The 26,188-nt window shown below is 71.7% G+C and carries 29 protein-coding genes; 11 read left to right on the forward strand and 18 right to left on the reverse strand.

Features of this window, described 5'->3' with window-relative positions:
* The 3 genes from F0L68_RS37920 to F0L68_RS37930 are packed head-to-tail and all read left to right on the forward strand — an operon-like array spanning position 1 to position 2,019.
* Positions 1-1,188: a WXG100 family type VII secretion target gene (locus F0L68_RS37920; RefSeq protein ID WP_149854742.1), complete on the forward strand. Its 1,188-nt coding sequence runs from the start codon at positions 1-3 to the stop codon at positions 1,186-1,188.
* Complete coding sequence (locus F0L68_RS37925) at positions 1,185-1,733, forward strand: hypothetical protein (protein WP_149854743.1); 549 nt, start codon at positions 1,185-1,187, stop codon at positions 1,731-1,733. Before F0L68_RS37920 ends, F0L68_RS37925 begins: the two co-directional genes overlap by 4 nt.
* Positions 1,734-1,773: 40 nt before the next feature.
* Complete coding sequence (locus F0L68_RS37930) at positions 1,774-2,019, forward strand: helix-turn-helix transcriptional regulator (RefSeq protein ID WP_149854744.1); 246 nt, start codon at positions 1,774-1,776, stop codon at positions 2,017-2,019.
* Positions 2,020-2,093: 74 nt separating this feature from the next.
* On the opposite strand, the gene F0L68_RS37935 is transcribed toward F0L68_RS37930, so the two are convergent.
* The 3 genes from F0L68_RS37935 to F0L68_RS37945 are packed head-to-tail and all read right to left on the reverse strand — an operon-like array spanning position 2,094 to position 3,414.
* Positions 2,094-2,369 carry a DUF397 domain-containing protein gene (locus F0L68_RS37935; RefSeq protein ID WP_149854745.1) on the reverse strand — a complete coding sequence of 92 codons (276 nt, stop codon included), beginning with the start codon at positions 2,367-2,369 and terminating at the stop codon, positions 2,094-2,096.
* Positions 2,366-2,557, reverse strand: coding sequence for a DUF397 domain-containing protein (locus F0L68_RS37940; RefSeq protein ID WP_149854746.1), 192 nt, complete (start codon positions 2,555-2,557; stop codon positions 2,366-2,368). Before F0L68_RS37940 ends, F0L68_RS37935 begins: the two co-directional genes overlap by 4 nt.
* Positions 2,554-3,414, reverse strand: coding sequence for a helix-turn-helix domain-containing protein (locus F0L68_RS37945; protein ID WP_149854747.1), 861 nt, complete (start codon positions 3,412-3,414; stop codon positions 2,554-2,556). Before F0L68_RS37945 ends, F0L68_RS37940 begins: the two co-directional genes overlap by 4 nt.
* 230 nt (positions 3,415-3,644) lie before the next feature.
* Between F0L68_RS37945 and F0L68_RS37950 the strand changes: the two genes are divergently transcribed.
* Together F0L68_RS37950 and F0L68_RS37955 are read left to right on the forward strand one after the other, a co-directional pair.
* Positions 3,645-3,956, forward strand: coding sequence for a hypothetical protein (locus F0L68_RS37950; RefSeq protein WP_149854748.1), 312 nt, complete (start codon positions 3,645-3,647; stop codon positions 3,954-3,956).
* Entirely contained in the window at positions 3,953-4,303 is a 351-nt protein-coding gene (locus F0L68_RS37955; protein WP_149854749.1) for a hypothetical protein, read from the forward strand. The genes F0L68_RS37950 and F0L68_RS37955 overlap by 4 nt, the downstream gene beginning before the upstream one ends.
* A 151-nt stretch (positions 4,304-4,454) precedes the next feature.
* On the opposite strand, the gene F0L68_RS37960 is transcribed toward F0L68_RS37955, so the two are convergent.
* Both F0L68_RS37960 and F0L68_RS37965 read right to left on the reverse strand, forming a co-directional pair.
* Positions 4,455-4,847: a VOC family protein gene (locus tag F0L68_RS37960; protein WP_149854750.1), complete on the reverse strand. Its 393-nt coding sequence runs from the start codon at positions 4,845-4,847 to the stop codon at positions 4,455-4,457.
* 132 nt (positions 4,848-4,979) lie between these two features.
* Entirely contained in the window at positions 4,980-6,383 is a 1,404-nt protein-coding gene (locus tag F0L68_RS37965) for an NAD(P)H-quinone dehydrogenase (RefSeq protein WP_149854751.1), read from the reverse strand.
* A 217-nt stretch (positions 6,384-6,600) separates the two neighbouring features.
* On the opposite strand from F0L68_RS37965, the gene F0L68_RS37970 reads away from it, so the two are divergent.
* A complete protein-coding gene (locus F0L68_RS37970; protein ID WP_149854752.1) occupies positions 6,601-7,059 on the forward strand; it encodes a gamma-glutamylcyclotransferase family protein in 459 nt (152 codons plus the stop codon).
* A gap of 55 nt (positions 7,060-7,114) precedes the next feature.
* On the opposite strand, the gene F0L68_RS37975 is transcribed toward F0L68_RS37970, so the two are convergent.
* The 5 genes from F0L68_RS37975 to F0L68_RS37995 all read right to left on the reverse strand — a co-directional run bounded on the left by F0L68_RS37975 (position 7,115) and on the right by F0L68_RS37995 (position 10,895).
* The gene (locus tag F0L68_RS37975) at positions 7,115-7,909 is read right to left on the reverse strand and encodes an ESX secretion-associated protein EspG (protein ID WP_306463217.1); all 795 of its coding nucleotides are present in this window, start codon (positions 7,907-7,909) and stop codon (positions 7,115-7,117) included.
* A gap of 31 nt (positions 7,910-7,940) precedes the next feature.
* A complete protein-coding gene (locus F0L68_RS37980) occupies positions 7,941-9,167 on the reverse strand; it encodes a PPE domain-containing protein (RefSeq protein ID WP_149854754.1) in 1,227 nt (408 codons plus the stop codon).
* A 57-nt stretch (positions 9,168-9,224) separates the two neighbouring features.
* Positions 9,225-9,602, reverse strand: coding sequence for a transcriptional regulator (locus F0L68_RS37985; protein WP_149854755.1), 378 nt, complete (start codon positions 9,600-9,602; stop codon positions 9,225-9,227).
* 92 nt (positions 9,603-9,694) lie between these two features.
* Positions 9,695-10,303 carry a DUF3558 domain-containing protein gene (locus F0L68_RS37990; RefSeq protein ID WP_149854756.1) on the reverse strand — a complete coding sequence of 203 codons (609 nt, stop codon included), beginning with the start codon at positions 10,301-10,303 and terminating at the stop codon, positions 9,695-9,697.
* Positions 10,304-10,343: 40 nt separating this feature from the next.
* Positions 10,344-10,895, reverse strand: a complete 552-nt coding sequence (locus F0L68_RS37995; protein WP_149854757.1) for a GNAT family N-acetyltransferase — start codon at positions 10,893-10,895, stop codon at positions 10,344-10,346.
* A 139-nt stretch (positions 10,896-11,034) separates the two neighbouring features.
* On the opposite strand from F0L68_RS37995, the gene F0L68_RS38000 reads away from it, so the two are divergent.
* From F0L68_RS38000 to F0L68_RS38010, 3 genes are read left to right on the forward strand one after another with little or no spacing between them, the layout of a single operon-like run.
* Complete coding sequence (locus F0L68_RS38000; protein ID WP_149854758.1) at positions 11,035-13,635, forward strand: FtsX-like permease family protein; 2,601 nt, start codon at positions 11,035-11,037, stop codon at positions 13,633-13,635.
* Complete coding sequence (locus tag F0L68_RS38005) at positions 13,628-14,302, forward strand: ABC transporter ATP-binding protein (protein ID WP_149854759.1); 675 nt, start codon at positions 13,628-13,630, stop codon at positions 14,300-14,302. The genes F0L68_RS38000 and F0L68_RS38005 overlap by 8 nt, the downstream gene beginning before the upstream one ends.
* A complete protein-coding gene (locus F0L68_RS38010; RefSeq protein ID WP_223199501.1) occupies positions 14,299-14,964 on the forward strand; it encodes an ABC transporter ATP-binding protein in 666 nt (221 codons plus the stop codon). The genes F0L68_RS38005 and F0L68_RS38010 overlap by 4 nt, the downstream gene beginning before the upstream one ends.
* A gap of 8 nt (positions 14,965-14,972) precedes the next feature.
* On the opposite strand, the gene F0L68_RS43945 is transcribed toward F0L68_RS38010, so the two are convergent.
* The 3 genes from F0L68_RS43945 to F0L68_RS38025 all read right to left on the reverse strand — a co-directional run bounded on the left by F0L68_RS43945 (position 14,973) and on the right by F0L68_RS38025 (position 18,280).
* On the reverse strand, positions 14,973-15,845 hold the full coding sequence (locus F0L68_RS43945; protein WP_223199502.1) for an HAD family hydrolase: 873 nt from the start codon (positions 15,843-15,845) through the stop codon (positions 14,973-14,975).
* A gap of 38 nt (positions 15,846-15,883) precedes the next feature.
* Positions 15,884-16,372: a DUF1707 SHOCT-like domain-containing protein gene (locus F0L68_RS38020; RefSeq protein ID WP_149854761.1), complete on the reverse strand. Its 489-nt coding sequence runs from the start codon at positions 16,370-16,372 to the stop codon at positions 15,884-15,886.
* Positions 16,373-16,468: 96 nt separating this feature from the next.
* Entirely contained in the window at positions 16,469-18,280 is a 1,812-nt protein-coding gene (locus F0L68_RS38025) for an acetyl/propionyl/methylcrotonyl-CoA carboxylase subunit alpha (protein ID WP_149854762.1), read from the reverse strand.
* 209 nt (positions 18,281-18,489) lie between these two features.
* On the opposite strand from F0L68_RS38025, the gene F0L68_RS38030 reads away from it, so the two are divergent.
* On the forward strand, positions 18,490-19,248 hold the full coding sequence (locus tag F0L68_RS38030; protein ID WP_149854763.1) for a hypothetical protein: 759 nt from the start codon (positions 18,490-18,492) through the stop codon (positions 19,246-19,248).
* 54 nt (positions 19,249-19,302) lie between these two features.
* On the opposite strand, the gene F0L68_RS38035 is transcribed toward F0L68_RS38030, so the two are convergent.
* A complete protein-coding gene (locus F0L68_RS38035; protein WP_149854764.1) occupies positions 19,303-20,862 on the reverse strand; it encodes an AMP-binding protein in 1,560 nt (519 codons plus the stop codon).
* A gap of 132 nt (positions 20,863-20,994) precedes the next feature.
* On the opposite strand from F0L68_RS38035, the gene F0L68_RS38040 reads away from it, so the two are divergent.
* The gene (locus tag F0L68_RS38040) at positions 20,995-21,324 is read left to right on the forward strand and encodes an ArsR/SmtB family transcription factor (RefSeq protein ID WP_223199503.1); all 330 of its coding nucleotides are present in this window, start codon (positions 20,995-20,997) and stop codon (positions 21,322-21,324) included.
* A 28-nt stretch (positions 21,325-21,352) separates the two neighbouring features.
* Here F0L68_RS38040 and F0L68_RS38045 read toward each other — a convergent pair whose 3' ends face one another.
* The 4 genes from F0L68_RS38045 to F0L68_RS38060 are packed head-to-tail and all read right to left on the reverse strand — an operon-like array spanning position 21,353 to position 26,134.
* Entirely contained in the window at positions 21,353-22,711 is a 1,359-nt protein-coding gene (locus tag F0L68_RS38045) for an acetyl-CoA carboxylase biotin carboxylase subunit (RefSeq protein WP_149854765.1), read from the reverse strand.
* Between the two features lie 32 nt (positions 22,712-22,743).
* Positions 22,744-23,187, reverse strand: coding sequence for an acetyl-CoA carboxylase biotin carboxyl carrier protein (locus F0L68_RS38050; protein ID WP_149854766.1), 444 nt, complete (start codon positions 23,185-23,187; stop codon positions 22,744-22,746).
* Positions 23,180-24,877 carry an acetyl-CoA carboxylase carboxyltransferase subunit alpha gene (locus F0L68_RS38055; RefSeq protein ID WP_149854767.1) on the reverse strand — a complete coding sequence of 566 codons (1,698 nt, stop codon included), beginning with the start codon at positions 24,875-24,877 and terminating at the stop codon, positions 23,180-23,182. The genes F0L68_RS38050 and F0L68_RS38055 overlap by 8 nt, the downstream gene beginning before the upstream one ends.
* Before the next feature lie 18 nt (positions 24,878-24,895).
* Entirely contained in the window at positions 24,896-26,134 is a 1,239-nt protein-coding gene (locus tag F0L68_RS38060) for a cytochrome P450 (protein WP_223199504.1), read from the reverse strand.
* Positions 26,135-26,188: the final 54 nt, after the last annotated feature.

The raw sequence follows: 26,188 nt of genomic DNA on the forward strand, positions 1-26,188 counted from the left end.
ATGTCCACGGCGGACGCCATGCTCGACGGCGGCAACAACGCTGACGCGGTGGGAAAGACCGTCGGCAACAACTACAACGGCAAGGACTACGGCGACAGGTTCATCGACCTCCAGCCGGGCCCGTTCGGCAATGCCGGCAAGATCTACCGGGACCTCACCCCCGCGTCCGGCGGCGTCAACATGGCCGCCACCATCACGGACGTCGGCGCGTTCACGGCGTCCTGTACCGACGCGATCTCCAAGATCGCCGCCGACCCGCTGAACTGGCTCATCGGCCAGGGCCTCGGCTTCCTGATCAACATCTGCACCCCGATCAAACAGGCCATCGACCTGGTGTCGGGCAACCCGGACGCGCTCACCGACGCCGCCAAGAAGTTCGGCACCGTCGGCAAGGACATCGAGAAGCTCAACACCGACATGGCGAACGCGCTCAAGACGGAACTCGCCGACTGGCACGGCCCCTCCGCCGACGCCGCCCAGGAGCGGCTCGGCAAGTTCGCCGAAGGGGTCGCCGGAGTGGCCGGCAGGGCCGGGGACATCGCCCAGCTGTTGCAGGTGTGCAGCATGTTGATGCAGGTGATCGAGGACTTCATCAAGGGGTTGCTGACCGACCTCGTCGAGTGGCTGATCGTCACCTGGGTCGCCGCGCTGGCGGCCGCGCCGGTGACCCTCGGCGGCTCGACGGCGGCGGCCAGCGGGGTCACCGCCGTCAAGGCCGCGACGACGACCGCCAAGGTCACGCAGAAGGTCAGCAAGTTCACCACCCTGCTGAACAAGATCCGCGCGGTCCTCGCCAAGCTCAAGGAGTTCCTCAGGTCGTCCAAGGCCGTCACGAAGTTCATGGGCGAGAAGGGCGCGGGCCGCAAGGCCCTGGAGGGGGTGCGGAAGGCGGCCGGCGAGGGCAAGCACGCCAAGGTCGGCGTGGGCGACGCCGTCAAGAACCAGCTCGGCGCCAAGGTCAAGGACTCCGCGAAGAAGCGGGCGGCGGAGCAGATCGGCCTGACCCATGATCCCGAGAAGGGGTTCAAGATCCCGACGATCAAGAACGGCGACCAGGAGCGAAATGACTACAGCAAGATCGCCGGCAAGGTCAAGACGTACGGCGACAACAGCAAGAAGATCTATGACTACGGCCAGATCGGCGAGGACCGGATCAACGGCACCATCAGCGGCGACCTGAACCTGTGATCGGGACGTTGTTGGCGCTACTCGGCGTTGCCGCCTGGACGGGCATCATCCTGTTGCTGGCCAGGCTGTTCGTCCTGCCCGCGTGGTTCGGTCGGGTGGTGCTGCCAAGGCTGATCCGGGAGCAGGTGTGGGGACAGACCACGGTCGAGCGGTACGCCGTCCCGCGCACCGGGGACGGCCGAGGGGACACCAGGGTCCGCACGTTGTCGGGCACGCACCGGGGTCGCCGTTTCGAGCTGGTCACCGAGTCCGAGTGCCTTGGAGAAGGCTTCGACAACAGCTCACCGGTGCGGAGCCAGTGGGCGCACTCCTGCACGCTGCGGGTGCGCGACGTCGGTCCGCTGCCGCCCGGAGTCGTCGATGTGGCGGGCGGCGGCGCGAAACGCCGCAGGCGCGGGGCCAGCGTGTGGAGCGAGGATCCGGGGAGCATCAGCATGAACTGCATGCGGCTGCGGTCTGGGTTGTATGCGGCCAGGTTGCGGCGGGAGGTCGACTTCCTCGTCGAGGTAGCCGAGCGGGTCCCGCCGGCGGAGTCGATAGTGTGAATGCTGTCGACAGGAGTTGTGACCGCAAGGAGTGTTGTGCATGTCCGAGCGTCGTGAGTGGTTCGGGTCGCCCAGGTTGGTGACCGAGGCGAAGGCGGAACACCCGCACGACACCGAGGATTTGGTGCGGCTGGTGCGCGTCACTCGCCAGGAGCGGGACTGGACCCAGACCCGACTCGCCGAGGCGGTCGGCGTGCCGGAGGCCGAACTGGTGCGTTTCGAGGCGGGGGAGACGGTGCCGGCCGAGCCGTTGGCGATGCGGCTCATCGAGGCAATGCGCGCCTGACTGCACAAGCGTGGTGCGGGTGAGGGGGACGGCCGTTGTCGGTCGTCCCCCTCGGTCGGTTTTCGTTGGCGTGCCTAGCTGTTCAGCCGGCCGGCTTTGATCGCGTCGATGAAGTTGTCGAAGGTGGCGGCGCGGAAGGTCAGCGTTCCGGTGCGCGGCGACTTGCTGTCGCGGATGCTGGTCTGTTCGGTGCGGCGACCCAGCTCCACGCACTCGTTCGAGCCGCCACCGCTGTAGGTGCTCTTTCTCCAGCCGATGGCGTTGGTCATTGCAGCTCGGTCCAGTTCCACGCAGTCGTTGTTGCCGCCTCCGCTGTAGCTGCTCTTACGCCATCTCGTGTTGTTGGTCATTGCAGCCGACCAGCTTTGATCGCGTTGATGAAGCTGTCGAGGGTGGGGCTGTGGAAGGTTAATGCCGCGATCTGCGGCGATTTGCTATCGCGGATGCTGGTCTGGTTGGTGCGGCGGTCCAGTTCCACGCAGTTGTTGTTGCCGCCTCCGCTGTAGGTGCTCTTACGCCATCTCGTGTTGTTCGTCATTGGTTCTCGAGTGCCCTCATGCGTAGGTGGATCACGTCCGCCGTGTCGGCGGGTGATAGTGCCAACCCGACTACGTCGTCAAACATGGCGGTGATGCGTTCGATGTCACCCGCATTGTCCACCCACGCGCCGCCCGTGAGGTACTCCAGGTAGACCGCCGGCAGGCGCTCGGAACCCGCGTAGCCGATGATCGTGCAGGGGCCGGACATCGGGCCGTACGCGCCCGCGTCATTGGGAATCGCTTGGATCGTGACGTTCGGCCGGCCACCGACGGCCAACAGGTGGCCGAGCTGTTCGCGCATCACGTCGGGGCCGCCGACGGTGCGGTAGATGACGCCTTCGTCGATCAGGGCGTGCAACCTCAACGGATGCGGGCCGTCGAGCCGCTGCTGGCGCTTGAGTCGGGCGTTGACGTAGGCGTCGTGCGCGGTGTTCGGGTCGAGGAACCGGTGTGCTGCCACGGTCAGCGCTCGCGCATAGCGCGCTGTTTGCAGCAGGCCTGGGATGACCAGAGACTCGATGGCTCGCACCACCTCGGCCTCGCGTTCGGCGCGGACGAGCGTTCGGTACGTCTTGGGCGCATCGGCGGGAAGCCGGACGCGCTCGGTCTTCTCCCCCGCTGCCTCCCAGAGTGCGACAGCCTCGGTGCACTGTTCCTCGGTCGCCTTGTAGAAGGCCAGAGCCCGATCGAGTGCCGTCCGCTGTGGACGCAGATAGCCGGACTCGGTGCGACTGACGGTCGACTCCGTCGTCCCGAGCATGGTGGCGACCTCGGCGGCCGACTTGCCTGCGGCCTTGCGCAGCTTCTCCAGCTGCGCGCCGAGATCCTGCTTCCACCGTGTCCGCTGGGCTGGCATGACGTGAGCCTATCGATCGCAACTAAGGGGCTACATGTACCCATTAGAAGGATGGTGTGGTCTTCTTGTCCCCGTTAATCTCGGCTCTGTTGGCAGGGCAGTCGCCCTCTGTGGCACACGGGTCGTCTCCTGGCGGTGATGCGCCTGCAGCCCTGCTGGCACCCGGCGGGGTCGTGAGGGCCTCGCACACCTCGCGCCCCGTCGGGCCGTAAACGCGGGAAGGGCACGGCATGTACAACGAAGTGATCAACGGGATCGAGGCGACCCTCGACACGATGGTCCGCGTGGCCACGCGCGGCACGGACCGAGCCGTCCTGTCGATGGCGCACGAGGACGTGCCTCGACTCGTCGACGCCTTCCGCTCCCTCATGGACGGGCACACCCCGGACGAGAACGGCTGTTGCCGCGCCTGCGCCCGGCGCCGCGCCCTGTTCGGTCGCCGGCACCCCGTTCCGTGCCGCCTGGTGCTCAGCGCGCGCCTCGCCCTCCTCAACGCGCGGCACGGCGCGCACTCCAAGCACGCCATGGGAAACACTCGATGACCGACGTGCGCGAGCCGGACGGCGTTGGGCGACCGCTCGCCGGCCTGTTTCTGCTGCTGTTCCTGCTTCAGGAACCTCGACGGTGGCGGACCGTCGCCGAGCTGTCCGGCGAACTTGGCATCGACCCTGCGCTGGTCGTGGCCCACCTGTCTGCCTGGCGACGGCGTCGCTGGCTGACCGGGCAGCGGCGGCCGACGCCCGCGACGGGCTGCGAGCGCCTGCACGTGCGGCCGGCGGAGTCCAACCTGGCCGCGTGCCGCGAGGAGGCGCGGGAGCGGTTGATGTCGCTCGGCCGACTGCTGGTCGAAGGCTCGGGCATCTCGGTGTCGGTTGCGCTTGGCGAGTGAACCGGACGGCGGTGCGCGAGGGTCGCGCGCCGGAAACGGAGGTGGGTGACGGCGCTTCGGGGAGGGGTCGACCGTCCCTCCCCTGGTTTGCCGGGGGTGCAAGCCTTGTGGCGCAAGGGAAGACCGTCGCGACCACGGCGTTGGGCGACCGCTAGCGGGACGCGAGGATTTCCAGGTAGTGCGCGTTCTGCATGACGCCAAGGACATTTCCGAACGGGTCGACGACGGAGGCGGTCACGAATCCCTCGCCGCGCTCCCGGATCCCCTCGAATTCCTTGGCACCGAGGGAAATCAGTCGGTCGAAGGTCGCCGTGACGTCGTCCACGTGCCAGTACGCGATCGCGCCGCCGGGAGCTGCCGCCACGCCATCGGGCGCGTAGCTGGCGTCGATCACGCCGAGTTCGTGCTGGTAGTCGCCGAGGCGGAACTCCAGGTACCCGGGCACCTCGAAGTACGGCTCGATGCCGAGAAACACGGTGTACCACTTCTTGGCGGCGGGAAGATCGGCCGCGAAGAACGTGATGGTGCTCAGCCCTCGTAACATTTCTGGTCCCCTTGCCGTCGTGACCGCGTGAACGCTGTGTCAGGACAGTAAGCGGCACCACCGACAGAAACGCGCGCCGACCGCGAGGGGTCGGCGCGCGCCTTCCTGTCGAGAAGGGTCAGTCGAGGAAGGTCAGTCGAGGTCGTCGTGCCGGATGAGCTGCCGGCCGGCCTCGGTGATCGAGCCCGACAGCGATGGGTACACCGAGAAGGTGTGCGCCAGGTGCTCGACGGTGAGCTGGTTCTGCACCGCGAGCGCGATCGGCAGGATCAGCTCGCTGGCGTTCGGCGCCACCACGACGCCGCCGATCACCACACCGGTCGCCGGGCGGCAGAACAGCTTCACGAAGCCGCGCCGCACGCCCTCCATCTTCGCCCGCGCGTTCGTCGCCAGCGGCATCATGATCGTGCGCGCCGGCACCTCGCCGGAGTCGATCGCGTGCTGGCTGATGCCGACGTTGGCGATCTCCGGGTTGGTGAACACGTTGGACGCCACGGTCTTCAGCCTGATCGGGTTCACGGCCTCGCCGAGCGCGTGCCACATGGCGATCCGGCCCTGCATGGCCGCGACCGACGCCAGCATCAGCACGCCGGTGCAGTCGCCAGCCGCGTAGACGCCGGACACCGTCGTCCGCGACACCCGGTCGACCGGGATGAACCCGCCCCTGCCCGGCTCGATGCCGATCCGGTCGAGGCCGATGTCGCCCGTGTTGGGCACCGAGCCGACGGTCATCAGCGCGTGGCTGGCCTCGATGGTCCTGCCGTCCGCGAGGTGCACGATCACGCCGTCGGCGGTCCGCTCGACCTTCTCGGCCCGCGCCTGCTTGACCACCTCGGTGCCGCGCTCGGCCAGCACGTCCTCCAGCACGGCGGCCGCGTCGGCGTCCTCGTGCGGCAGCACCCGGTCCCGGCTGGACGCGACGGTGACCTTCACGCCCATCTCCGTGTACGCGGAGGCGAACTCGGCGCCGGTCACCCCGGAGCCGATCACCGCGAGGTGCGACGGCAGCTCGGGCAGGTCGTAGATCTGCCGCCAGGTCAGGATCCGCTCACCGTCCGGCTCCGCGCCGGGCACCACGCGCGGCGTCGCGCCGGTCGCGATCAGCACCACGTCGGCGTCGAGCACCTCGGTGCTGCCGTCGTTGAGCTGCACGGCGACCCGGTGCTGGGCCAGGCCCGGCTTGTCGTCGCAGAACCTCGCCTTGCCGGAGATGATCCGCACGCCCTCGCGCTGGAGCCTGGCCCTGACGTCGGCGGACTGCGCCAGCGCGAGGCCCTTGACCCTGCCGTGCACGACGGGCAGCTCGACGGCGGCCTCGGCGTTGTTGGTGCGGATACCGAGCTCGTCGGCGTCGCGGAACGCGGACCGCGCGCCCGCCGACGCGATGAACGTCTTGGACGGCACGCAGTCGTAGAGCACGCAGGCACCGCCTGCGCCGTCGCTCTCGACGACCGTCACCTCGGCGCCGTGCGGGGCCGCGACCAGCGCGGACTCGTATCCGGCCGGGCCGCCACCCATGATCACGATGCGGGTCACTTCGGTCCTCCTCCAGCGCCTCGGGTAGGCGGGTGCCAGCAGCAGCAACCGTACGCGGTCGCGTTTCGCCCGGTTCGGGGTGGCACGGCTTGCGGGACCTCGACGGCGCGGATCGAGGGGACTCGACGGCGCGGATCGGGGGACTCGGTGGCACGGATCGGGGGACTAACGGTCGCGCGTCCCAACGGGTGATCGCGGGGTCGCTAGGCTGTCGCTCGTGCCGCTCTACGCCGCGTACGGGTCCAATATGGATCCGAACCAGATGATGGAGCGAGCCCCGGCCTCGCCGATGGCGGGAACCGGATGGCTCGCTGGCTGGCGACTGACCTTCGGCGGTGAGGACCTGGGCTGGGAAGGCGCGCTCGCCACGATCGTGGAGGACGCGGACACGCAGGTCTTCGCCGTGCTGTACGACGTCAGCCCCCGGGACGAGGCGACCCTGGACCGGTGGGAGGGCGCGCTCGGCCTGTACAAGAAGATCCGGCTGCGCGTGCAGACCCTGGAGGGGTCCGTGGTCGCCTGGCTGTACGTGCTGGACGCCTACGAGGGCGGCCTGCCCTCCGCGCGGTACCTGGGCGTGGTGGCCGATGCCGCCGAGGCGGCGGGCGCGCCGGACGACTACGTCGCCGACCTGCGCACCCGACCCTGCCAGGGCATCGGACCGCAGTCCGTGTGATGTCGTGCAGGGTGCCCTCACGACACTGGGTGTCGTGAGGGGGCGTTCAAGACAGCTATTCGGCGCTGGCGAGGAGTTCGGTGAGGTGCTGGGTTAGGCGGCGGGAGTCGACCGGGGCGATCGTGCTCCACGGCTCGGAGCCCGCGGTCGAGCGACGCATCTGGACGTAGCGGCCGTTCGGCGTGTCGAAGAAGCCGACGACGCGGTCCGGCCGCACCCGCTTGCCCCACTTGTCCCTGGCCGCCGCGCCGAACTGGCCTCGGTTGCCGGCGTCGCGCAGCATCTCCGCCATAGCGTGCGCGTCGTCCTGCCGCAGCCCGCGCTCCCGCAGCGCCTTCTCCAGGTCCTCTGGCTTGCTGACGTTGGCCGCCGCCGCGTCGAGGTCGGCGCTGGGCAGCGTGACCGAGTAGCCGCTGCCAGCCGGCGCGGTCGGCAGCACCGACAGCGCCTCGCGCGGCAGGCCCTCGCCGGACGCCGGCCGCAGGCTGAGCCGGTCGTTGTCCAGCACCGCGAGGACGCCGGAGCCGCCCCTGGACGCCGCGAGCACCCGGACGCTGCGGCCAAGCCACAGCCTGCCGTCCACCTCCTGCGTCGGGCGGTTCAGCAGGTGCAGCAGCTCCTCAAGCATGGGGTCGAGGGCGACGGGCCTGCCGAGCCCGCGCCGCCCGAGGTCCGCCCACACGGAGTTGACCAGGGCGGCCCGCTCCGTGTGCGTCTTGCCGGGCGAGGGCACCTTCAGCACCAGCGGCATGACCTCCAGCCGGAGGTGTTCCCAGAGCACGTCGAACTCGAGCGCCGAGATGGTGACCGGCTCGCGCAGGTCGTTGCCGCCGAGGTCCAGTCCGAACATCGTCATAGGTTAGGTGCTCTCCTCGAGAGCCCTACTGGCTCTCCCCGATGACCGGCAGCGAGGCATGGTTGCCGACGCCGTAGATGTCGTCGGTCTCCACCAGGTAGACGGCGGTCTCGTGCTCGATGTCGTCCTCGTCCTCGGACTTCGTGCCGAGCACCCCGAACGGGTCGAAGCCCTGCCCTGGGTTCGCGCCGGTCGACCGGCGGTGCACCGAGTCGTCCGAGGCGAAGTTACCCCCTCCGATCGCGCCGCCGTGCGACATCCCCTGTCCCGGCTGGGCCAGTGTCGCCGGGGCAGGCGCGAATCCGCCCTCCGCGCCGCTGATCGAGGTGGTGTCCTTGTCGCGGCCCGACTTGAGCTTGTCCGCCGCCCGCTGCGCCGGGCCGAGCCCACCGCCGCCGGCGAGACCGCCGCCGCCCGCCACGCCGTCGATGCCGACCGCGCCGGGCACGTAGGACTTGGCCGTGGTGTTGAGCCGAGGGCCACCGGACTTGGTGGACGTCCCGGACTCGGCCGTCGAGCCGCCGGACTGCCCGGGCCCGCGCCCGCGCTCGCCGTCCTCCTCGGCTCCGGCAGGCGCGACGGGCGTGCGGGCCGCGCCGCGAGCGCCGGTGCGGCGACCGCCGGACCTGGCCGACGGCACCCCGCCGACCTCGCCGTCGAGGATCGGGGCGGCCGCGACACCCGGTACGACGTCCGCGCCGGCCACCGGGCCCGCATTGATCACGACCTGCGGCGGCGCCTCGAAGCGGCCGAGCGTGCTGGTGTTGGTCGTGGTGCTGGACTCGTAGGTCGACATCACCTCGAACGCGCGCTGCTCGGCGGCGCTCTGCCGGTGCTCCTGCTTCTCGTAGTCGGTCTGCGCGCCGAACACGTGCGCGAGCACGGTCACCACGTCGTTGGGCCGCTCCGCGGTCACCGGCACCGGGGGCGGCATGTCGGCCCGCGCCTGGCCGACGAAGTCGGCCTGGAGCTCGGCGGACACCCGCATCACGTCGGCCCCGGTCTGGGCGTCGGAGGCCCACTGCGCCAGCGGGCTGATCCCGCCGCGCGCCTGGTCGCCTGCCGCGCCCTCCCAGACCGCGCCGGACTTGCTGACACCCTTGGCCAGGTCGGCGTTGATCTCGGCGAGCGTCGTGGACACCCCGGCCCACCGCTCCATGGACGCGTGCGAGCCCTTGGGCCCCGGCCCCTTCTGGAGCTGCCGGTAGAGCTCCTCGTGGGTGTAGCCACGCCACCGGTGTCCGTCAGTCATCTAGCTCTAGTCCCCTCGACTACTGGCTGACCACGGTCGTTCCGAGCCGACCGCCGGTCAGCAGCCGCCCTGCTTGAGCAGGTCGGTGTTGTCGCCCTCGACCACGTGGTACTGGCGTTCGACCTGACCGAGTGCGTCCAGCGCGGACTTCAGCTGCGCCTGGTAGCCCTGCAACGCGGTGAGCGCCGAGTCGGCTGCGTCGAACGACCGCTCGTTGAACTTGGTCGCGGCCTCCGCGCTGACCGGGTCGCCTGCCCACGGCCGCACCCGCACCTCGGTGATCGCCAGCTCGATCTGCTTGTCCAGCTTCACCAGGGCGGTCGAGAAGACGTTGCGCAGATGCGGGATCGCCTCCGGGTCCACACGCAGGCTCTGCTGCGTCGGAATGGGCGGCAGCGAGCCACCCTCCCCGTCGAAGAGGTTGTCATAAGGCACGGTTGACCTCCCAGACGTGTCCTACGCCAGAGTTACTGTAGCCACCGGGAGTGACACTGGGGAGCGTCCGGCGCGACTTCCGCCCGAGTGGGTCAGTGCTTTGCCCCAAGGCTTGTCATTGCTGCCTCGGCGACCCGTTGCGCGCCGAGACAGAGTGTGTCCTGCGGGGCTGGCCGGTCGTTGCCGCCGTCGCGGAACAGCACGTCGAGGAACTGGCCGTCGGCCACGTCGACGTCCACGTTGCAGGCGTTGGCGATGCCCGGCGTGCGGACGGTCAGCGCGGGGAACCCGCCGACGGAGGCCGGCCTGGCGTCCGTCTGCGCGTTCTCGTCCAGCCACACCTCGATGCCCTGCGCGGTGACCAGCGCGAGCCTGGCGACGTTGCCGGTGCGCAGGCCCCGGATGGTGCACGCCTTCGCGTTCCCGAACGCCTTGTCGACATAGTCACTTGGCGAGTTGTCGAGGCTGAGCGCGGTCCGCTGGTCCCTGGTGAGGATCCGGCAGGGGTCGATCGAGCCGAGCGGCAGCGGTCTCGGCCGTGGCGGCAGCGTGACGCTGGGCGTCGCGCTGGTCGTGGTCGTCGGCGCGGCAGGGGGAACGCTGTTGGCCGCGGGCCTGGTCAGGGTCCCGCAGCCGGTCAGGGCAAGCGCGGCCGCCACCAGCGCGCTGGTGGTGCTGACACCTCGCCGGCAGGTCGGCATGCGCGTACCGTAGCGAAGCCGTCGCCGGTGGTATACCCGCTCAGTCGGGGTCGGTGGCCAGGCGGGACCAGATCAGCAGGTCGCGATGGCCGTCGTCGACGCGTTCCGCGCCGCGCAGCAGGCCCTCCAGCCGGAATCCGGACTTCTCCGCGACCCGCCGGGACGCGCCGTTGCCCTCGGCGTGCTGGTAGCAGACCCGGTGCAGGTCCAGGGCGCCGTAGCCGAAGCGCAGCGCGGCCGCGAGCGCCGCCACCGCGACGCCGCGCCCCCGGTGCGCCGGGTGGGTCCAGCAGGACACCTCGGCGGTGCCGTGCCACAGGTCGAGGCCCTTGAGGCCGACCTCGCCGAGCATGGCGCCGGTCTGCGGGTCGGCGACGGCCCAGGAGCAGCGCCGGTCGTCCTGCCACTCCCGCGTGCGGTCCGCGACGTAGCGGCCGGCCGAGTCCAGGTCGTCGATCCGGTAGCGGGTCAGCCAGCGGCGGGTGTCGGGGTCGGTGAACGCCGCGAGCACGGCCGCGCGGTCGTCGATCCGCTCGTCGGCCCTGAGCTGGCGAAGGTAGTAGTCCCCAGCGTTGATCTCGACCGGTTCCACGGCCTTACGCTATCTGGCGCTGTGGCGGCACCCAAAGGGGCGAGACGTCACCAGATGGGGTAGTAGTTCTGGCGCCGCGCTCGACTTTCGGTGACGAACCACTCGAAATGCCCACGTGATCTTCACTACCGTGGCGCTGGTGTCACCCATCAACTTGCCATGGCAACGATCGCCGCGCGCCGCGCTGTCCAACCCGGTCACGATCGTCGTCGCCGTGGTGATCGGGCTCGTGGTCGCCTTCGTCGCCTCGGCCACCGCCCTGTACGTCTCGGCCACCGGATCCGCCGCGGTCCAGTACGAGAACAGCCAGCTCTGCGAGGGCGACACCGGCCTGCGGATCCGCGAGGCGACGAACCAGCCCCCGGTGCAGGGCGAGCGCGAGCAGCGGATCAAGGCGGCCGCGGCGGCCGACGGCGCGGACGTCATCCGGCACGTCCGCGCGGGCGGGGCGGCCCTGCTGATCGGCGGCGGCCACACGAACGTGCTCCTCGTCGCCAAGGACCACGGCCTGGACAACGTCGTGCCCGTCGAGGGCTCCGGCGTTGACGGCGTGTGGGTGCCCACCGACCTCGCCGCCGTGCTCGGCCTGCACGCCGGCGGCACGCTCACCATCGCGACCCGATCGGGGTCGACCACAGGGCCGACCACGCTGCCGATCGCCGGCGTCTACCGGCGCGTCGTCGAGCCGGCACCGCCGTTCTGGTGCAGCGACGAGGGCTACCTGGTGCCCCACCCCGAGATCGGCGAGGCCGGTGCGCCCCCGCCGCTGCTGGTCGCGCCCGCCCTGTTCGACACGCTGCGGGACAAGGGACTCGCGCCGCAGCCGGGCCGCATCCAGTTCGCCACCGCCACCCTGCCGGTCACCGTGACCGAGCAGCGGCGCTGGTCGGCCCAGGTCGACGCGATGCGCCGCGACGTCGGGCAGGTACTCGCGCAGGATGCGCCCGCCATGACCAACCAGGCCGCCGTCACCCTGGCCGCGGGCGAGAGCGCGCAGTCCACCGTGCTGAGTTCGCTGCTGCCGCTGACCGGCGCGAGCCTGCTCGCCGGCCTGCTCGCGGTGTTCGGCCTGGCCGGCCAGTGGTCGCAACGCCGGGCCGCCGAGATCCGGCTGCTGTGGACGCGCGGCGCGCGGCCGGTGTCGCTCGGCGGCAAGGCCGGCCTCGAACTCGGCCTGCCGCTGCTGCTCGGCAGCGCGCTCGGCTGGGCGGCGGCGCGGCTGACCGTTCCGCTGCTCGCGCCCGCCGGACAGCTCGACCCGTGGGCCGGCTGGGTGTCCGCCGCGCTCGCCGCCGGCACCTGGCTGCTGGTGCTGCTGGTGCTGGTCGCCTCGGCGGCACTGCGGGTGCGCCGCCAGCACGAGAGCGGCCGGGCCGGCCGGCTGACCCCGCTGCTCGGCAAGGTCCTGCGGCGAACCCCGTGGGAACTGCTGGCCGGCGGCCTCGCCGTGCTGTCCTGGCGGCGGCTGTCCGGCGGCTCGCTGACCGTCCGGCCGGACAGCCTGCTGCCCACCGTCGACGTGTTCGCCCTCGCCTTCCCGGTGCTGTGCATCGCCGTGCTGCTCGGCCTCGCCGCGCGGCTGGCCGGCTGGGCGCTGCGGGCCAGCCACCGACGGCGCGGCTGGCGGCGACCGGCCGCCCTGTGGGCGCTGCGCAGATCGGCGGCGCAGTCCAGGGTCACCCTGGCGCTGCTCGCGGTCGCCGGCCTCGCGATCGGGGTGATCGTTGTGGGGATCGGCGTAGCCGACACCCAGCAGAACTCCATCCAGGACAAGGGATTGGTGTTCGCCGGCGCGAACACCGTCGTGCGGGTCGCGAACAACGTCGGCGACCGGCCCGAACTACCCGCGCCGATCAGGGGCAGGGCCACCAGGGTGCTGTGGGACGAGCCGAAACTCGACGACGGGCGGCAGGGCAGGATCCTCGTGGTCGACCCGGCCACCTACGCCGACGGCGGCGGCTGGCAGGACCGGTGGAACGGGCTCTCGCTCGCCGAGCTGCTCGGCAAGCTCGGACCGGCCGACCGGGACGGCACCGTGCCGGTGATCCAGGTCGGGTCGTACCAGCCGGCCAGGTTCGTCGCGCCAGAGCTGGCCAAGGTCCGGGTCGTGGCCACCGTGCCGGTGTTCGCCGGCATGATGCGCGCCGAGGGCATGCTGGTGGCGGCCTGGGACGCCGTGCCGGCAAACGTCCGAGGCGAGTACAACCAGCAGGTGTGGACCATGAGCGACTCCGCGTCGGTGCTGAAAGCGTTGCAGGACAACGGGATGCGTCCGGGTCGGATCCTTCGCGCCGAGAACACCACCGGCCACCTGCCGTTCCTGTTGATCGGCTGGGTCTTCCGGTTCTTCGTGGTGCTCGGCAGCGCGCTCATCGCCGTCGCCGCCGTCACCCTGCTGGTGTCGGTGGAAACCAGGCGGCGGTCCACGGCCGTCGCGCACGCCCTGCTGGCCAGGATGGGCCTGCGGACCAGGGCGCTGTACGCCTCGCACGCCGCCGAGCTGACCATGCTCGCCGCGCTGGCGCTGCTGGTCGGCCTCGGCGGCGGGTGGCTCGCCGTCCGCCTCGCCGGTCCCGAGCTCGACCCCTACCCGAACCTGCATCCCGGCACCATCCCCGCGAGCGTCCTGCCCGTCGCGTTCGGCGCGGTCGGCGGCGCGGCCGTCGCCGTGCTGCTGGTCGCCGCGCACGCCGTCCTCGCGGCGCGGCGGGCCCCAGTGAAGGAGCTGCTTCGTGGCTGAGGAACCCGTGTTCTCGGTGCGCGGGCTCGTGCACCGCTACCGCACGCCGTCCGGCGATGTCACCGCCCTGCACGGGATCAACCTCGACGTGCCGGCCGACGGCCTGACCGTGCTTGCCGGCCCGAGCGGCTCAGGAAAGTCGACCCTGCTGCGGTTGCTCGGCCTCGCCGAACGGCCGACGCAGGGGCGGATGTTGTTGCGCGGCAAGGACACTACCAAGTTGGACACGCGCGGCCGGCGGGCGCTGCGCAAGCGCGTGCACCTGCTGTTCCAGAACCCCGTGGACAACCTGTTCGACTACCTGAGCGTGCGGGAGAACCTGCGCGCCGCCGCGCAGCTGGCCGGGCGGCCCGATCCCGGCGTCGAACTGCTCGACCGGCTCGGCCTGCCGGGAACGGCGGACTGGGCCGTCTCGGCGCTGTCCGGCGGGCAGCAGCAGCGGCTCGCGCTGCTCACCGCGCTGGCCGCTGGCGCGGACGTGGTGCTCGCCGACGAACCGACCTCGCAACTGGACGCGCGCTCCGGCGAGCTGGTGGTGGCCACCCTCGGCGACCTCGTCGGGCTCGGTGTGACCGTGGTCGTCGCCTCGCACGACGACGCGGTGCTGGCCGGCGCGACACGGGTGATCCGGATCCTGGACGGACGGTTGGTAGGGGAGACGCGGTGAGTGCTGTGTTGAGTGCCAGTGGCGTGACCAGGTCGTTCCGGCCGTCTGGCGGCGTCCCCGTCGACGTGCTGCGCGGGGTCGACCTCGACGTGTACCCCGGCGAGCTGGTGGCGCTGGTCGGCTCGTCCGGGTCGGGCAAGAGCGCGCTGCTGGCGCTGCTCGCCGGGTTCGACGAGCCCGACGGCGGCGCGGTGCGGCTGCCAGAGGGCGCGCCGGCCTGGTCGGTGCTCGCCGTGCTGCCGCAGAGCTTCGGCCTGTTCGAGGAGCTGACGCTCGAGGAGAACGCCGCCGCGCCGCTGCTGTTCGGGCCGGCGGGCGGCGACCCGGCCGAGGCGCTGGACCGCGCGGGCACGATCCTCGACCGGCTCGGCGTCGGAGCGCTGGCGCGGCGGTACCCGGCGGAGATCTCGCTCGGCCAACGGCAGCGGGTCGCGCTGGCCCGCGCGCTCGTCGTGCGGCCGACGCTGCTGCTCGCCGACGAGCCAACCGCGCACCTGGACCACCGCACCATCGAGGTGGTGGTCGACCTGCTGCTGGAATACACGGCAGGCGGCGGTGCGTGCCTGGTCGCCACGCACGACCCGGCCATCACCCGGCGGGCCGACCGTCGTCTCCAGATGAAGGACGGTGCCGTGGTCGACGTCGGTGGGAACGGTTTCTGACCGGTTGTTCAGTCCGTACTGGAAAAGCCGGTGGTGAAGCCGTCGTGGCCGGCGGCGAGGGCGTCCAGGCGCGGTCGATGGGCGGCGGCCGGGCGGCCGTCCGGGGCGGTGGCCAGCTCCACCACCCAGTCGGCGTCCTCGACGTCGTCCTCCCCAGCGAGCAGGTCCTTGTGCACCACGGCGGGCGACCAGCCCTCGGCCGCCAGCGTCGCCGCGATCCGCTCGGCGTCCGCGCGATCCGGCAGCACCAGCAGCACCAGCAGCACGCCGCCGGACTCGGGCCCGGCCGCGCCGGGCGCCGGCCGCTCGCCGAGCAGCCCCCGGCCGGCCAGCGCGGCCCGCAGCGCGTCGGTGTCCGGCACGTGCGCCGCGTCGATGCCCAGCGTCCGGGCGGCCTCGGCGTTGACGGCGCTGTCGTCGCAGAACAGCGTGCTCGCCGGCGAGTGCTGCAACACCCGCAGCGCGCGGCGGAACGCCTCCGGCGCGGGCTTGGCCACGCCGATCCGCGCGGACGACACCACGGCGTCCACCTCGCGATCGAGGCCGATCCGGCGCAGGTCCTCCGGCAGCCGGCTGGTGGCGTTGGTCAGCAGCGCCACCCGGCATCGGGTGCGTGCCTGCCTGACCAGCTCGACCGCCGCCGGAATCGGTTCGCCCGGCCGGTTCCACGCCTCGACGGCGGCCCGTGCCGCGTCGGCGGCAAGGCCGGGCACGTCGGCGAGCAGGCGGGCCACCGTGGCGGCGCGCCACGCGTCGTCCCGCACGGCCCCGGAGATCGCCGGGCCGACCACGTCCGGCGCGAACGCCGCCGAGGCGAGCGAGCCGCGCGGCAGCCCGTGGGCGTCCTCGATCGGATCGTCGGGGGCGAAGCGGCGCAGCACCCCGTCGAGGTCGAGCAGCAGCAGGCCGGGAACGACGTTCAGCGCCAGTCCCTGCGGCGGTTGCGGCGCCGGTCACGCCCGTTTCCCCGGTTGCCCCAGATGCTGCCCATCATGATCGACAGGGCGATCGGCAGGATGAAGAGCTGACCTGGCAGGTGCACGACGGCGACGAGCAGGATGCAGATGAGCCACGACGCGCTGACGACACCAGCCGTCGCGCGCTGGATGTCGGTGCGGTTCCGGAAGTCCGGCACGTTGCTCGCGGCAGGCTGGGCCACCGGCGCTGCCGGCCGCGGTGGTGGCGGCGCGGCCGGGGCGGCCGGGGCGAAGCTGGGCCTCGGGTCGGGCAGGTCGGTGAACACCTCGACCAGCTCGCGCCGGGTCCGCGCGGCGGCCACCTTGGCGGTGCGGTCGCCGTACTCGTCGATGTCGAGGCGTCCGGCGGACATGTGCTCGCCCAACGCCGTCAGGGCCTGCTCACGCTCGGTGTCGCCGATTCGGATGTCCGGCGACGGGAACTCGCTCACGAAGGCAACTCTACGGCCCCGACGGGGCCGGTCCCCCTGACATCCGTCAGGAACCCGAACTCGGCCGGGCCCCGACGGGGCCCGGCCGAGCGCGGATCAGTCCTTCAGCTCGCAGAGCACGGTGCCCTGGCTCACGGTGCTGCCGGCCGCCGCGGCCAGCCCGGTCACCGTGCCGGCCTTGTGCGCGGTCACCGGGTTCTCCATCTTCATCGCCTCAAGGACGACGACGAGATCCCCGACCGCCACCTGCTGGCCGTCCTCCACCGCCACCTTCACGATGGTGCCCTGCATCGGCGCGGTCACCGCGTCGCCCGACACGGCAGCGCCGCCCTTGCCGCCCGTCCGCCTGCGCGGCGCGGCCTTGGCCGCAGCCCCGCCGGACCTGGCGCCGCCGCCGACCGCGAGGTCGCCGGGCAGCGACACCTCCAGCCGCCTGCCGCCGACCTCGACGACCACGGTCTGCCTCGGCTCGTCCTCGCCTGCCTCGGCCGCACCCGCGAACGGCGGGATCGTGTTGTCGAACTCCGTCTCGATCCACCTGGTGTGCACGGCGAAGCCGTCCTCCGCGGTGAACGCCGGGTCGCGGACGATCGCGCGGTGGAACGGCAGCACCGTCGCCATGCCCTCGACGACCAGCTCGTCCAGCGCCCGCCGCGCCCGCTCCAGCGCCTGCTCGCGGGTCTCGCCGGTCACGATCAGCTTCGCCAGCAGCGAGTCGAACTGCCCGCCGATGACGCTGCCCGACTCGACCCCGGCGTCCACCCGGACACCCGGACCCGACGGGATGGCGAACGTCGTCACCGTGCCAGGCGCGGGCAGGAAGTTGCGGCCAGCGTCCTCGCCGTTGATGCGGAACTCGATCGAGTGGGCGCGCGGCGCCGGGTCGCCGTCGAAGCGCAGCTTCTCGCCCGCCGCGATCCGGAACTGCTCCCGCACCAGGTCGATGCCGGTGGTCTCCTCGCTGACCGGGTGCTCGACCTGGAGCCGGGTGTTGACCTCAAGGAACGAGATCGTGCCGTCGGTGCCGACGAGGAACTCCACCGTGCCGGCGCCGTGGTAACCGGCCTCCTTGCAGATGGCCCGCGCCGCCTCGTGGATGGTGCGGTGCTGCTCGGTCGACAGGAACGGCGCTGGCGCCTCCTCGACGAGCTTCTGGTGCCGGCGCTGGAGCGAGCAGTCGCGGGTGCCGACCACGATCACGTTGCCGTGCTGGTCGGCGAGCACCTGCGCCTCGACGTGCCTCGGCTTGTCCAGGTAGCGCTCGACGAAGCACTCGCCCCGGCCGAACGCCGTGACGGCCTCGCGCACCGCGCTGTCGAACAGCTCCGGGATCTCCTCGATCGTCCTGGCCACCTTCAGGCCGCGACCGCCGCCGCCGAACGCCGCCTTGATCGCCACCGGCAGGCCGTGTTCCTCGGCGAAGGCGATGATCTCGTCGGGGCCGTCGACCGGGTCGTTGGTGCCCGGCACCAGCGGCGCGCCAGCGCGGGTGGCGATGTGCCGCGCGGTCACCTTGTCGCCGAGGTCGCGGATCGCCTGCGGGGTCGGGCCGACCCAGGTCAGGCCCGCGTCGATGACGGCCTGCGCGAAGTCGGCGTTCTCGGACAGGAAGCCGTAGCCGGGGTGCACGGCGTCCGCGCCAGCCCGCGCCGCCACGTCCAGCAGCTTCTGCACGGACAGGTAGCTGTCGCCGGGGGTGCTGCCGCCAAGCGCGAACGCCTCGTCGGCCATCCGCACGAAGGGCGCGTCCCGGTCGGGGTCCGCGTAGACCGCGACGCTGGCCAGGCCCGCGTCCCGGCAGGCCCGGATGACTCGCACGGCGATCTCACCGCGGTTGGCGACGAGGACCTTTCGCAGCGGACCGTTGTCCCCCGCGACCGGACCCCGGTCGTTGGCCGTCTCGGGCACGCCCCTACCTCCTTGATGTGACACAGCCACCGCCCTCGGCTCGCACCGGCGGGCTGGTGGGGAAGTTTACGGACCTAGCCAGGACCGGTGACCGAGAGCAAGGTCACGCCTTGACCTCATCACGGCTGCCGAGGGCGGGAGAGGCTGCGCGGACCGCGTGCCGACGGGCAGACTCACCCGGACGAGGCACAACCGATGGGGGAGACGGCGTGGCGGAGGTGGTTGGCGCCGGGCGGCGGCGCGGCGGCGGGGTCACCCCGCGGTCCGTGTGGGTCGTCATGGTGGCGGCGGTCGTGCTCACCGCGGCCGGCCTGGCGACGGCCGCGAGCCTGCGCCCCCGCTCCGCGTCGACCGAGGCCGCGCCGCCGACGTCGGCCAGCCAGGCTGCGACCTCGGCGAACGTGGCCCTCCAGTGCGGCAGCGGGCCGTGTCAGACGGTGGCCGGCCAGAACGTCGGCGCGGACCGGGTGGAGGTGCTGATCGGAGGCAGCACCGGGCGGATCAGGGTCAGCGGGCCCGGCGGGACCAACATCTTCGAGGCGACCACCATCGAGTCCGGCGCCAAGCTGGCCTCGGACTCGTTGCAGTGTGTGGAGGGCGTGGTCTCGGTCTGCCTGGTGCACGGCAGGATCACCGGCGGCAAGCAGGACGGCGGCATGGCCGGGGAGGTGCTGGTCAGGCGGTCCGGGTCGTGGGCGAGGGGGCAGGTGCCGTACTACGCCAGCGCGCCGTACCTGGCGCTGCGCAACGTGGACGACGGCGTCGTCGACGTGGTGGCCGCGCAGGCCTCGTGCGCGCAGGGCGGCGGTGACTGCCAGCGGTTCTACGCGCAGGTCTTCTCGGTGGTGCGGCCGGCAGGGGCGGCGGCGACGCCCAGCTGCACCGCCGTCGTCACCAGGCTGACCGCGCTGCCCGGGTGGCCGACCGTCGCGCCCGACCCCGCGAAGCTGCGCAAGTGCCCGAACTGAATTGCCGTACTGCAATTCAGTTCGGGACGCTGCGGCGCTGCGCTGGTGGCAGCGTCACGCCGTGGCGGCGTCGCGCAGCTCGCGGCGCAGGATCTTGCCGGCGATCGACCTCGGCACCGTCTGAATGAACTCGACCGCGCGCACCTTCTTGTACGGCGCCACCCGCTCGGCCACGAAGTCCATCACCTGCCGGTCGTCGAGGCCGTCCGCGCCAGGCTGGCGCACCACGAACGCCTTGGGCACCTCCTCGCCGTCCGCGCCGGGCACCCCGACCACCGCGGCGTCGGCGATCTGCGGATGGCCCACCAGCACGGCCTCAAGCTCGGCGGGCGCGACCTGGTACCCCTTGTACTTGATCAGCTCCTTGACCCGGTCGACGATGTAGAACCACCCGTCCGCGTCGACCCTGCCGATGTCGCCGGTGCGCAGCCAACCCTCCGCGTCGAGCGTCGCCGCGGTCTCCTCCGGCCGGTTCAGGTACCCCTTCATCACCTGCGGCCCGCGCACCACCAGCTCGCCGACCTCGCCGACCCCGACGTCCGCGCCGGTCGCCGTGGACACCAGCCGGCACTCGGTCTGCGGCAGCAGCACCCCGACCGACCCGGCTGGCGGCACCGTCTCGCCCGGCGGCACGTGACAGCCCGACGAGGACTCGGTCATGCCGTACGCCTGCACGACCGGCACGCCGATCCGGCGGTGCACCAGCGCCGAGATGTCCGGGTCGAGCGGCGACGCGGCACTGAGCACCCGCCACAGCGAGGACAGGTCGTACTGGTCCACCAGCGGGTGCTTGGCCAGCGCCAACGCGATCGGCGGCGCGATCAGGGCCACGGTGATCCGCTGCTCGGCGATGGTGCGCAGGAACTGTTCGAGGTCGAACCTCGGCAGCACCACGATGGTGGCCCCGGCGCGCAGCCCCATCCCCATCATCGTGGCGAACCCGTATACGTGCGAGAAGGGCAGCACGGCAAGGACCCGGTGTTCCGGCCCGATCGGCATAGCGCTGACCATCTGCGCGATGGCCGCCGTCAGGTTCGAGTGGGTCAGCCGGACGCCCTTGGCGGTGCCCGTCGTCCCGCTCGAGTACGGCAGCAGCGCGATGTCCTCGGCCGGGTCGACCGTCGGCAGCGGCTGGTCGGGGTCGGCCGGAAGGTCGAGCAGCGACCGGTACCCGGGCGCCTGGTCGAGCACGAGCACCTCGCGCAGGCCGGCGGGCAGGTCGACCGAGGCGAGCGCTGGCAGGAAGTGCGAGATCGTCACCAGCAGGCTCGCGCCGGAGTCGGCCAGCTGGCCGATCAACTCACCCGGCGTGTACAGGGCGTTCACGGTCGTGACGGTCGCCCCGGCCCGGCTCGCGGCGTAGCAGGCCACCGGGTAGAGCACGGTGTTCGGCGCGTACACCGCGACCACGTCGCCCGCGCGCAGTCCCGCGCCGGCCAGCGCCCTCGCGACCCGGTCGACCAGCCCGCGCAGCGTCGCGTAGTCGATCACCCGGCCGGTCGTCCCGTCGACCAGCGCCGGGTGCTCGCCGCGCGTCTCGGCGTCGGCGAGCACGAACTCGGACAGCTCGCTGCGCGGCAGCTCGATGTCGGGAAGTGGGCTGGTGTGGATCACAACGCCTCCTGGCGGAGTGGGTTACCCGCGCGGGCGGAACAACGGCGGGGGATCGTTTGACAGTTGCATAGCTCTCCAACAGATATGCTGTGGTGAGCGCGGAGCGGGTAAACGCGGAAGGCGGTGGCTGCGGTGGCGCGGTTCCTGAAGCAACCCCAGGTCCAGGAGATCGAGCTGGTCGACGTCATGCGCGCGCTGTCGGATCCGGTGCGCCTGCGCCTGGTCGCGGTGCTGGCAGACGGCGAGTACCACCCGTGCCGGCCGGAGGAGTTCGACGCCGGAGTGCACAAGTCGACCCTGTCACACCATTTCCGCGTGCTGCGCGAGTCCGGGGTCACCATGACCCGCCTCGACGGCCGCAACCACCACGTCCGGCTGCGCACCGAGGACCTCGCCGAGCGGTTTCCCGGCCTGCTCGCGGCCGTCACGCACGACCTGATGGCCCCGGCCGAGGCCGGCTGACGGCGGCCAACCCGCGTCGGCCCGACCGTCACGAACGGTCCTTGGCCAGCAGGTCGTCCACCAGCGCCGTGGTGTGCTTGCCGTCGCGGAACAGCGGCTGCGCCAGCACCTCCCGCAGGAACGGCACGGTGCTCTCCACCGCGTCGCCGGACACCCGCATCTCGCCGAGCGCGCGCTCCATCCTGGCCAGCGCCTGGTTCCGGTCGGGCGCCCAGACGATCACCTTGGCCAGCAACGGGTCGTAGTCGGGGGACACCACCCAGCCGGGGAACGCGTGCGTGTCGACCCTGGTGAACGGCCCGGTCGGCACGGTGAACTCGGTCAGCCTGCCTGGGGTCGGCAGGAACTCCCGCTCGGGGTCCTCGGCGTTGACGCGCACCTCGATCGAGCAGCCGTTCGGCCGGATGTCCTCCTGCCGCAACGAGAGCCGCTGGCCCGAGGCGACCGCCAGCTGCTCCCTGACCAGGTCGATGCCGGTGACCATCTCGGTGACCGGGTGCTCGACCTGGATGCGGCAGTTGACCTCCATGAAGTAGAACTCGCCGCGCTCGTCGACGAGGAACTCCACGGTGCCGGCGCCGACGTAGCCGACCGACAGCGCGCCCTGCACCGCCGCCCGGCCCATCCGCGCGGCCAGCTCCCGCTCCAGGTTGGGCGCTGGCGACTCCTCGACGAGCTTCTGGTGCCGGCGCTGCACCGAGCAGTCCCGCTCGCCGAGGTGCACCGCGTTGCCGTGTTGGTCGGCGAGGATCTGCACCTCGACGTGCCGAGCCGACTCCAGGTACCGCTCGACGTACACCCGCGCGTCGCCGAACACGGCCTGCGCCTGCGCCCGCGCGGTGCGGAACGCGTCGGCGAACTCGGCGGCCGACCGCACCACCGACATGCCCCGGCCACCGCCGCCCGCCGCGGCCTTGATGATCACCGGGTAGCCGATGTCGTCGGCGATCTCCTTGGCCAGCACGACGTTGTCCACCGCGCTCTTGCTGCCGGGCAGCATCGGCAGCCCGGCGTCGTCCATCAGCTTGCGGGCGCGGGACTTGTCGCCGAGGTCCGCGATCACCCGCGCGGGCGGCCCGATGAAGGTGATCCCGTACAGGTCGCAGATCTCGGCGAAGTCCGGGTCCTCGGACAGGAACCCGTAGCCGGGGTGGATGGCCTGCGCCCCGGTCTGCAACGCCGCCTCGATGATGGCGGAGGCGTTGCGGTAGCTGCGCCGCGCCTGCCCCGGCCCGATGTGCACGGTCCGGTCGGCGATCCTGGTGACCGCGGAGTCGAGGTCGCTGGTCGAGACGACGGCCACGGTCCTGATGCCGAGTTCCCGGCAGGTCCGCGCGACCCGCACGGCGATCTCGCCTCGGTTCGCGATGAGCACGGTGGAGAACACCGCTCAGCTCCTTTCGTTGCGGCGCTGTGGACTCAACGGGTGTCGATGGCGATGAGCCGCTGGCCGTACTCCACCGGGGCGCCGTCGGCCGCCAGGATCTCCACCACCCGGCCGGACAGCTCCGCCTTCACCGGGTTCATCAGCTTCATCGCCTCCAGGATGCCGACCTGCTGGCCCTCGGTGATCACGTCGTCGACGGCGACGAACGGTTCGGCGCCGGGTTCCGGCGAGTGATAGAAGGTGCCGATGGTGGGGGCGTGCAGGTAACGCAGGTGGCTCTGCTCGGCCTCGGCGACCTCGACCGGCGGCGCGGCCGACACCACGGTGGTCGCCGGGTCCCACTCGATGACCAGGCTCGCGGAGTGCGAGCTCAGCTCGATCTTCCTCGGCGGCCGCGTCGCCGCGCCGAGCAGCCGGACCACGGTGCGGGACAACGCGTCGAGGTCCTGCTCGGGCTGGTCGGGGTGCTCAGTCATCGGCGGCCTCCAACTGGTCGCGGGTGATGGGTCCGTAGCCGCGGAACCGGACGCGGCGGTCCTCGACGAGTTCGTCGGGGGAGAGTTCGAGCAGTTCCCGCAGGGCGGCGCCGACCGACGCGCGCAGCAGCGCCGCGGCCCTCGTTGGGTGGTCGGTGTGCGAACCGCCCGCAGGCTCCGGAATGACGCCGTCCACGAAGCCGTCGCGCAGCAGCTCGTGCGCGGCGACGCGGAGCGCGGCGGCGGCCCTCGGCGCCTCCTCCGCCGTCTTCCACAGGATCGCGGCGCACCCCTCCGGGCTGATCACCGAGTAGACGGCGTTCTCCAGCGCGTACACGCGGTTGGCCACGGCCAGCGCGAGCGCGCCGCCGCTGCCGCCCTCGCCGGTGATCACCGCGACCACCGGCACCCGCAGCGTGGACATCAGCCGCAGGTTCTCCGCGATGGCGATGGCCTGGCCCTGTTCCTCGGCGATGACGCCCGGGTACGCGCCGGGGGTGTCGATCAGCGTGACGATCGGCAGCCGGAGCTTCGCGGCCACCCGCATCAGCCTGGCGGCCTTGCGGTAGCCGGCCGGGCTGGCCATGCCGAAGTTGCGGGACACCCGTTCCTGCATGGTGCGGCCCTTCTCGGTGCCGATCACCACCAGCGGCTGGCCGTGCAGCCAGCCGAACCCGCCGACGATCGCCGAGCAGTCCTCGCCAGCCCGGTCGCCGCGCAGCTCGTAGAACCCGTCCAGCGCGTGGTGCAGGTAGTCCGAGGTCGCCGGCCGCTCGGTGTGCCGCGCCAGCCGCACGTGGTCCCACGCCGCCCGGTTGGCGAGCCGGTCGGGGTCGGTGATCAGCGGGCCGACGTGCGGCAGGTCCGTGTCCTGCTTCCGTTGGCGCGCAACGGACAGCAGCCGCGCGAGCGTGGCGCGCAGCGTCGACCTCGGCTGGATGTCGTCGATCAGCCCGCGCTTGAGCAGGAACTCCGCCGTCTGGAAACCCTTGGGCAGCTTCTGTCGCACGGTCTGCTCGATCACCCGCCGACCCGCGAAACCCATCCGTGCGGCCGGTTCCGCGATGATCACGTCGGTGAGCGTGGCGAAGGACGCGGCCACCCCGCCGTAGGTCGGGTCGGTGATCAGCGACAGCGTCAGGATGCCGGCCTCGTCCAGCGCGGCCAGGGCCTGACTGGTCTTGGCCATCTGCATCAGGGAGTACAGGCCCTCCTGCATGCGCGCGCCGCCGGAGGCGGTCACGATCAGCAGCGGCACCCGGTCGGCGAGCGCGCGCTCGGCCGCGAGCGTGATCAGCTCGCCGGTGGCGGAACCGAGGCTGCCGGCGAGGAAGCGGAAGTCCATCACCGCGGCGATGACCGGATTCCCGTTGATGGTCCCGGAAACGCAGACCACGGCCTCGGTAAGGCCGGTCTGGTCGACAGCCCGGTCGAACCGGCGGGGATAGGGCTGCGTGTCGGCGAACCCCGGGGTGACCAAGGCGAAGCGCGGCGTCGGCAGCGGCGTGACCGAACCGGCGTCGAACAGCAGCTCGATCCGTTGCGGCGCGGTCAGTTGGCCGTGCCAGCCGCATTCCGAGCAGACCCGCTGGTCCCGGACGAACCGCTTCTGGAAGATCAGCGCGCCGCACCGCTGGCAGCCCTGCCAGACGGTCTCGGTGGCGACCGTCGCGTCGAGTGTGTGGGACATGGTGGACGCTCCTCTTCGCTAGCCGAACGTGAGCGGCACGACGTGCGGGCCCCGGAAGGTCGGCGTCGCGGTCCGGTGCACCCCGTCGAGGTCGACCTTCGGGTTGGGGATCCGTTCGGCGAACAGCCGGATCGCGGTCTCGTTGACCAGCTGGCCGAGCTGGCCGCCCAGGCAGTAGTGGATCCCGTGGCCGAGCGAGAGGTTCTGCACCGGCTCGCGGTCGGGGTCGAGCCGGTCGGGGTCGGGGAACTTGGCCGGGTCGCGGTGCGCCGCGCCCATCCACACGAACAGTTCCTGCCCGGCCTCGATCTGCTGGCCGGCCAGCTCGACCGCTTCGGACGCGCGGCGCTTGGTCAGCTGCACCGAGGAGTCGTAGCGCATGAACTCCGGCGTGGCGTCGGGCACCAGCGACGGCTCGGCCGCGATCCGCTCGAACACCTCGGGGTTGGCCAGCAGCGACAGGGCGGTGTTGCCGATCTGGTGCGCCGTGGTGGTCTGGCCCGCGGTGAGCAGGAAGATCAGGTTGCCGAGCAGCTCCTCCTCGCTGTCGAACCCGCCCTCAGCGTCGGCGGCGGCCAGCACGCCGAGCAGGTCGTCGGTCGGGTTCTCCCTGCGCAGCGCGATCTGCTCGCGGAAGTAGTCCATGTACTTGCCGAGGTTGGCGAGGTGGAACTCGGGGTGCTCGCGGCTGAGCGGGCCGCCGTCGACCAGCACGCCCCAGCTCAGGATCCGTTTCCACACCTTGTCCCGGTCGCTCTGCGGCACGCCGATGACCTTGCACACCATCGCGGACGGCAGCGCCATGGCGAACTCGCCCATGAAGTCCATCTCGCCCCGGCCGGCCACCCGATCGAGCAGCTCGTTGCCGACCTGCTCGATCTCCGGGCGCATCTTCTCCACCGCGCGCGGCAGGAACGGCTTGGCCATCAGCTTGCGCAGCCTGGTGTGCTGCGGCGGGTCGGCGACGAAAACCTGCTCCGCCAACGCCTTCAGCGACGAGGCGACCTGCGGCGGGCTGCCGGCCGGGGCGCGGCTCGGGTCCCACTGCGCCCGCCGCGCGGACAGCCTCGGATCGCGCAGCGCCTGGATCGCGGCGTCGTAGCCGGTGACCATCCACGCGCCGTCCTCGCCCATGTGCCTGTCCCAGAACACGGGCGAGACCTCACGGATCCGTCGGTAGAGCGGGTAGGGGTCGACCACGTACTCCGGCTCGTAGACGGCCATCATGGTGAGGTCGCTCGTGGTGATCTGTGCCATGTCGCTGTGCCCCCAGCCCTTCGTCACATCGTGTGTGGTTTGTCGGTTCGATCA

Origin of the sequence: Solihabitans fulvus (assembly GCF_008386585.1) — a bacterium.
In the GTDB taxonomy this organism is placed as follows: Bacteria; Actinomycetota; Actinomycetes; order Mycobacteriales; family Pseudonocardiaceae; genus Solihabitans; species Solihabitans fulvus.

Coding starts and splice junctions, on each gene's coding strand:
- F0L68_RS37920 (WP_149854742.1), top strand. CDS start 1: ATGTCCACGGCGGACGCCATGCTCGACGGCGGCAACAACGCTGACGCG.
- F0L68_RS37930 (WP_149854744.1), top strand. CDS start 1,774: ATGTCCGAGCGTCGTGAGTGGTTCGGGTCGCCCAGGTTGGTGACCGAG.
- F0L68_RS37935 (WP_149854745.1), bottom strand. CDS start 2,369: ATGACCAACAACACGAGATGGCGTAAGAGCAGCTACAGCGGAGGCGGC.
- F0L68_RS37940 (WP_149854746.1), bottom strand. CDS start 2,557: ATGACGAACAACACGAGATGGCGTAAGAGCACCTACAGCGGAGGCGGC.
- F0L68_RS37945 (WP_149854747.1), bottom strand. CDS start 3,414: ATGCCAGCCCAGCGGACACGGTGGAAGCAGGATCTCGGCGCGCAGCTG.
- F0L68_RS37950 (WP_149854748.1), top strand. CDS start 3,645: ATGTACAACGAAGTGATCAACGGGATCGAGGCGACCCTCGACACGATG.
- F0L68_RS37955 (WP_149854749.1), top strand. CDS start 3,953: ATGACCGACGTGCGCGAGCCGGACGGCGTTGGGCGACCGCTCGCCGGC.
- F0L68_RS37960 (WP_149854750.1), bottom strand. CDS start 4,847: ATGTTACGAGGGCTGAGCACCATCACGTTCTTCGCGGCCGATCTTCCC.
- F0L68_RS37975 (WP_306463217.1), bottom strand. CDS start 7,909: ATGTTCGGACTGGACCTCGGCGGCAACGACCTGCGCGAGCCGGTCACC.
- F0L68_RS37980 (WP_149854754.1), bottom strand. CDS start 9,167: ATGACTGACGGACACCGGTGGCGTGGCTACACCCACGAGGAGCTCTAC.
- F0L68_RS37990 (WP_149854756.1), bottom strand. CDS start 10,303: ATGCCGACCTGCCGGCGAGGTGTCAGCACCACCAGCGCGCTGGTGGCG.
- F0L68_RS38050 (WP_149854766.1), bottom strand. CDS start 23,187: ATGACTGAGCACCCCGACCAGCCCGAGCAGGACCTCGACGCGTTGTCC.
- F0L68_RS38055 (WP_149854767.1), bottom strand. CDS start 24,877: ATGTCCCACACACTCGACGCGACGGTCGCCACCGAGACCGTCTGGCAG.
- F0L68_RS38060 (WP_223199504.1), bottom strand. CDS start 26,134: ATGGCACAGATCACCACGAGCGACCTCACCATGATGGCCGTCTACGAG.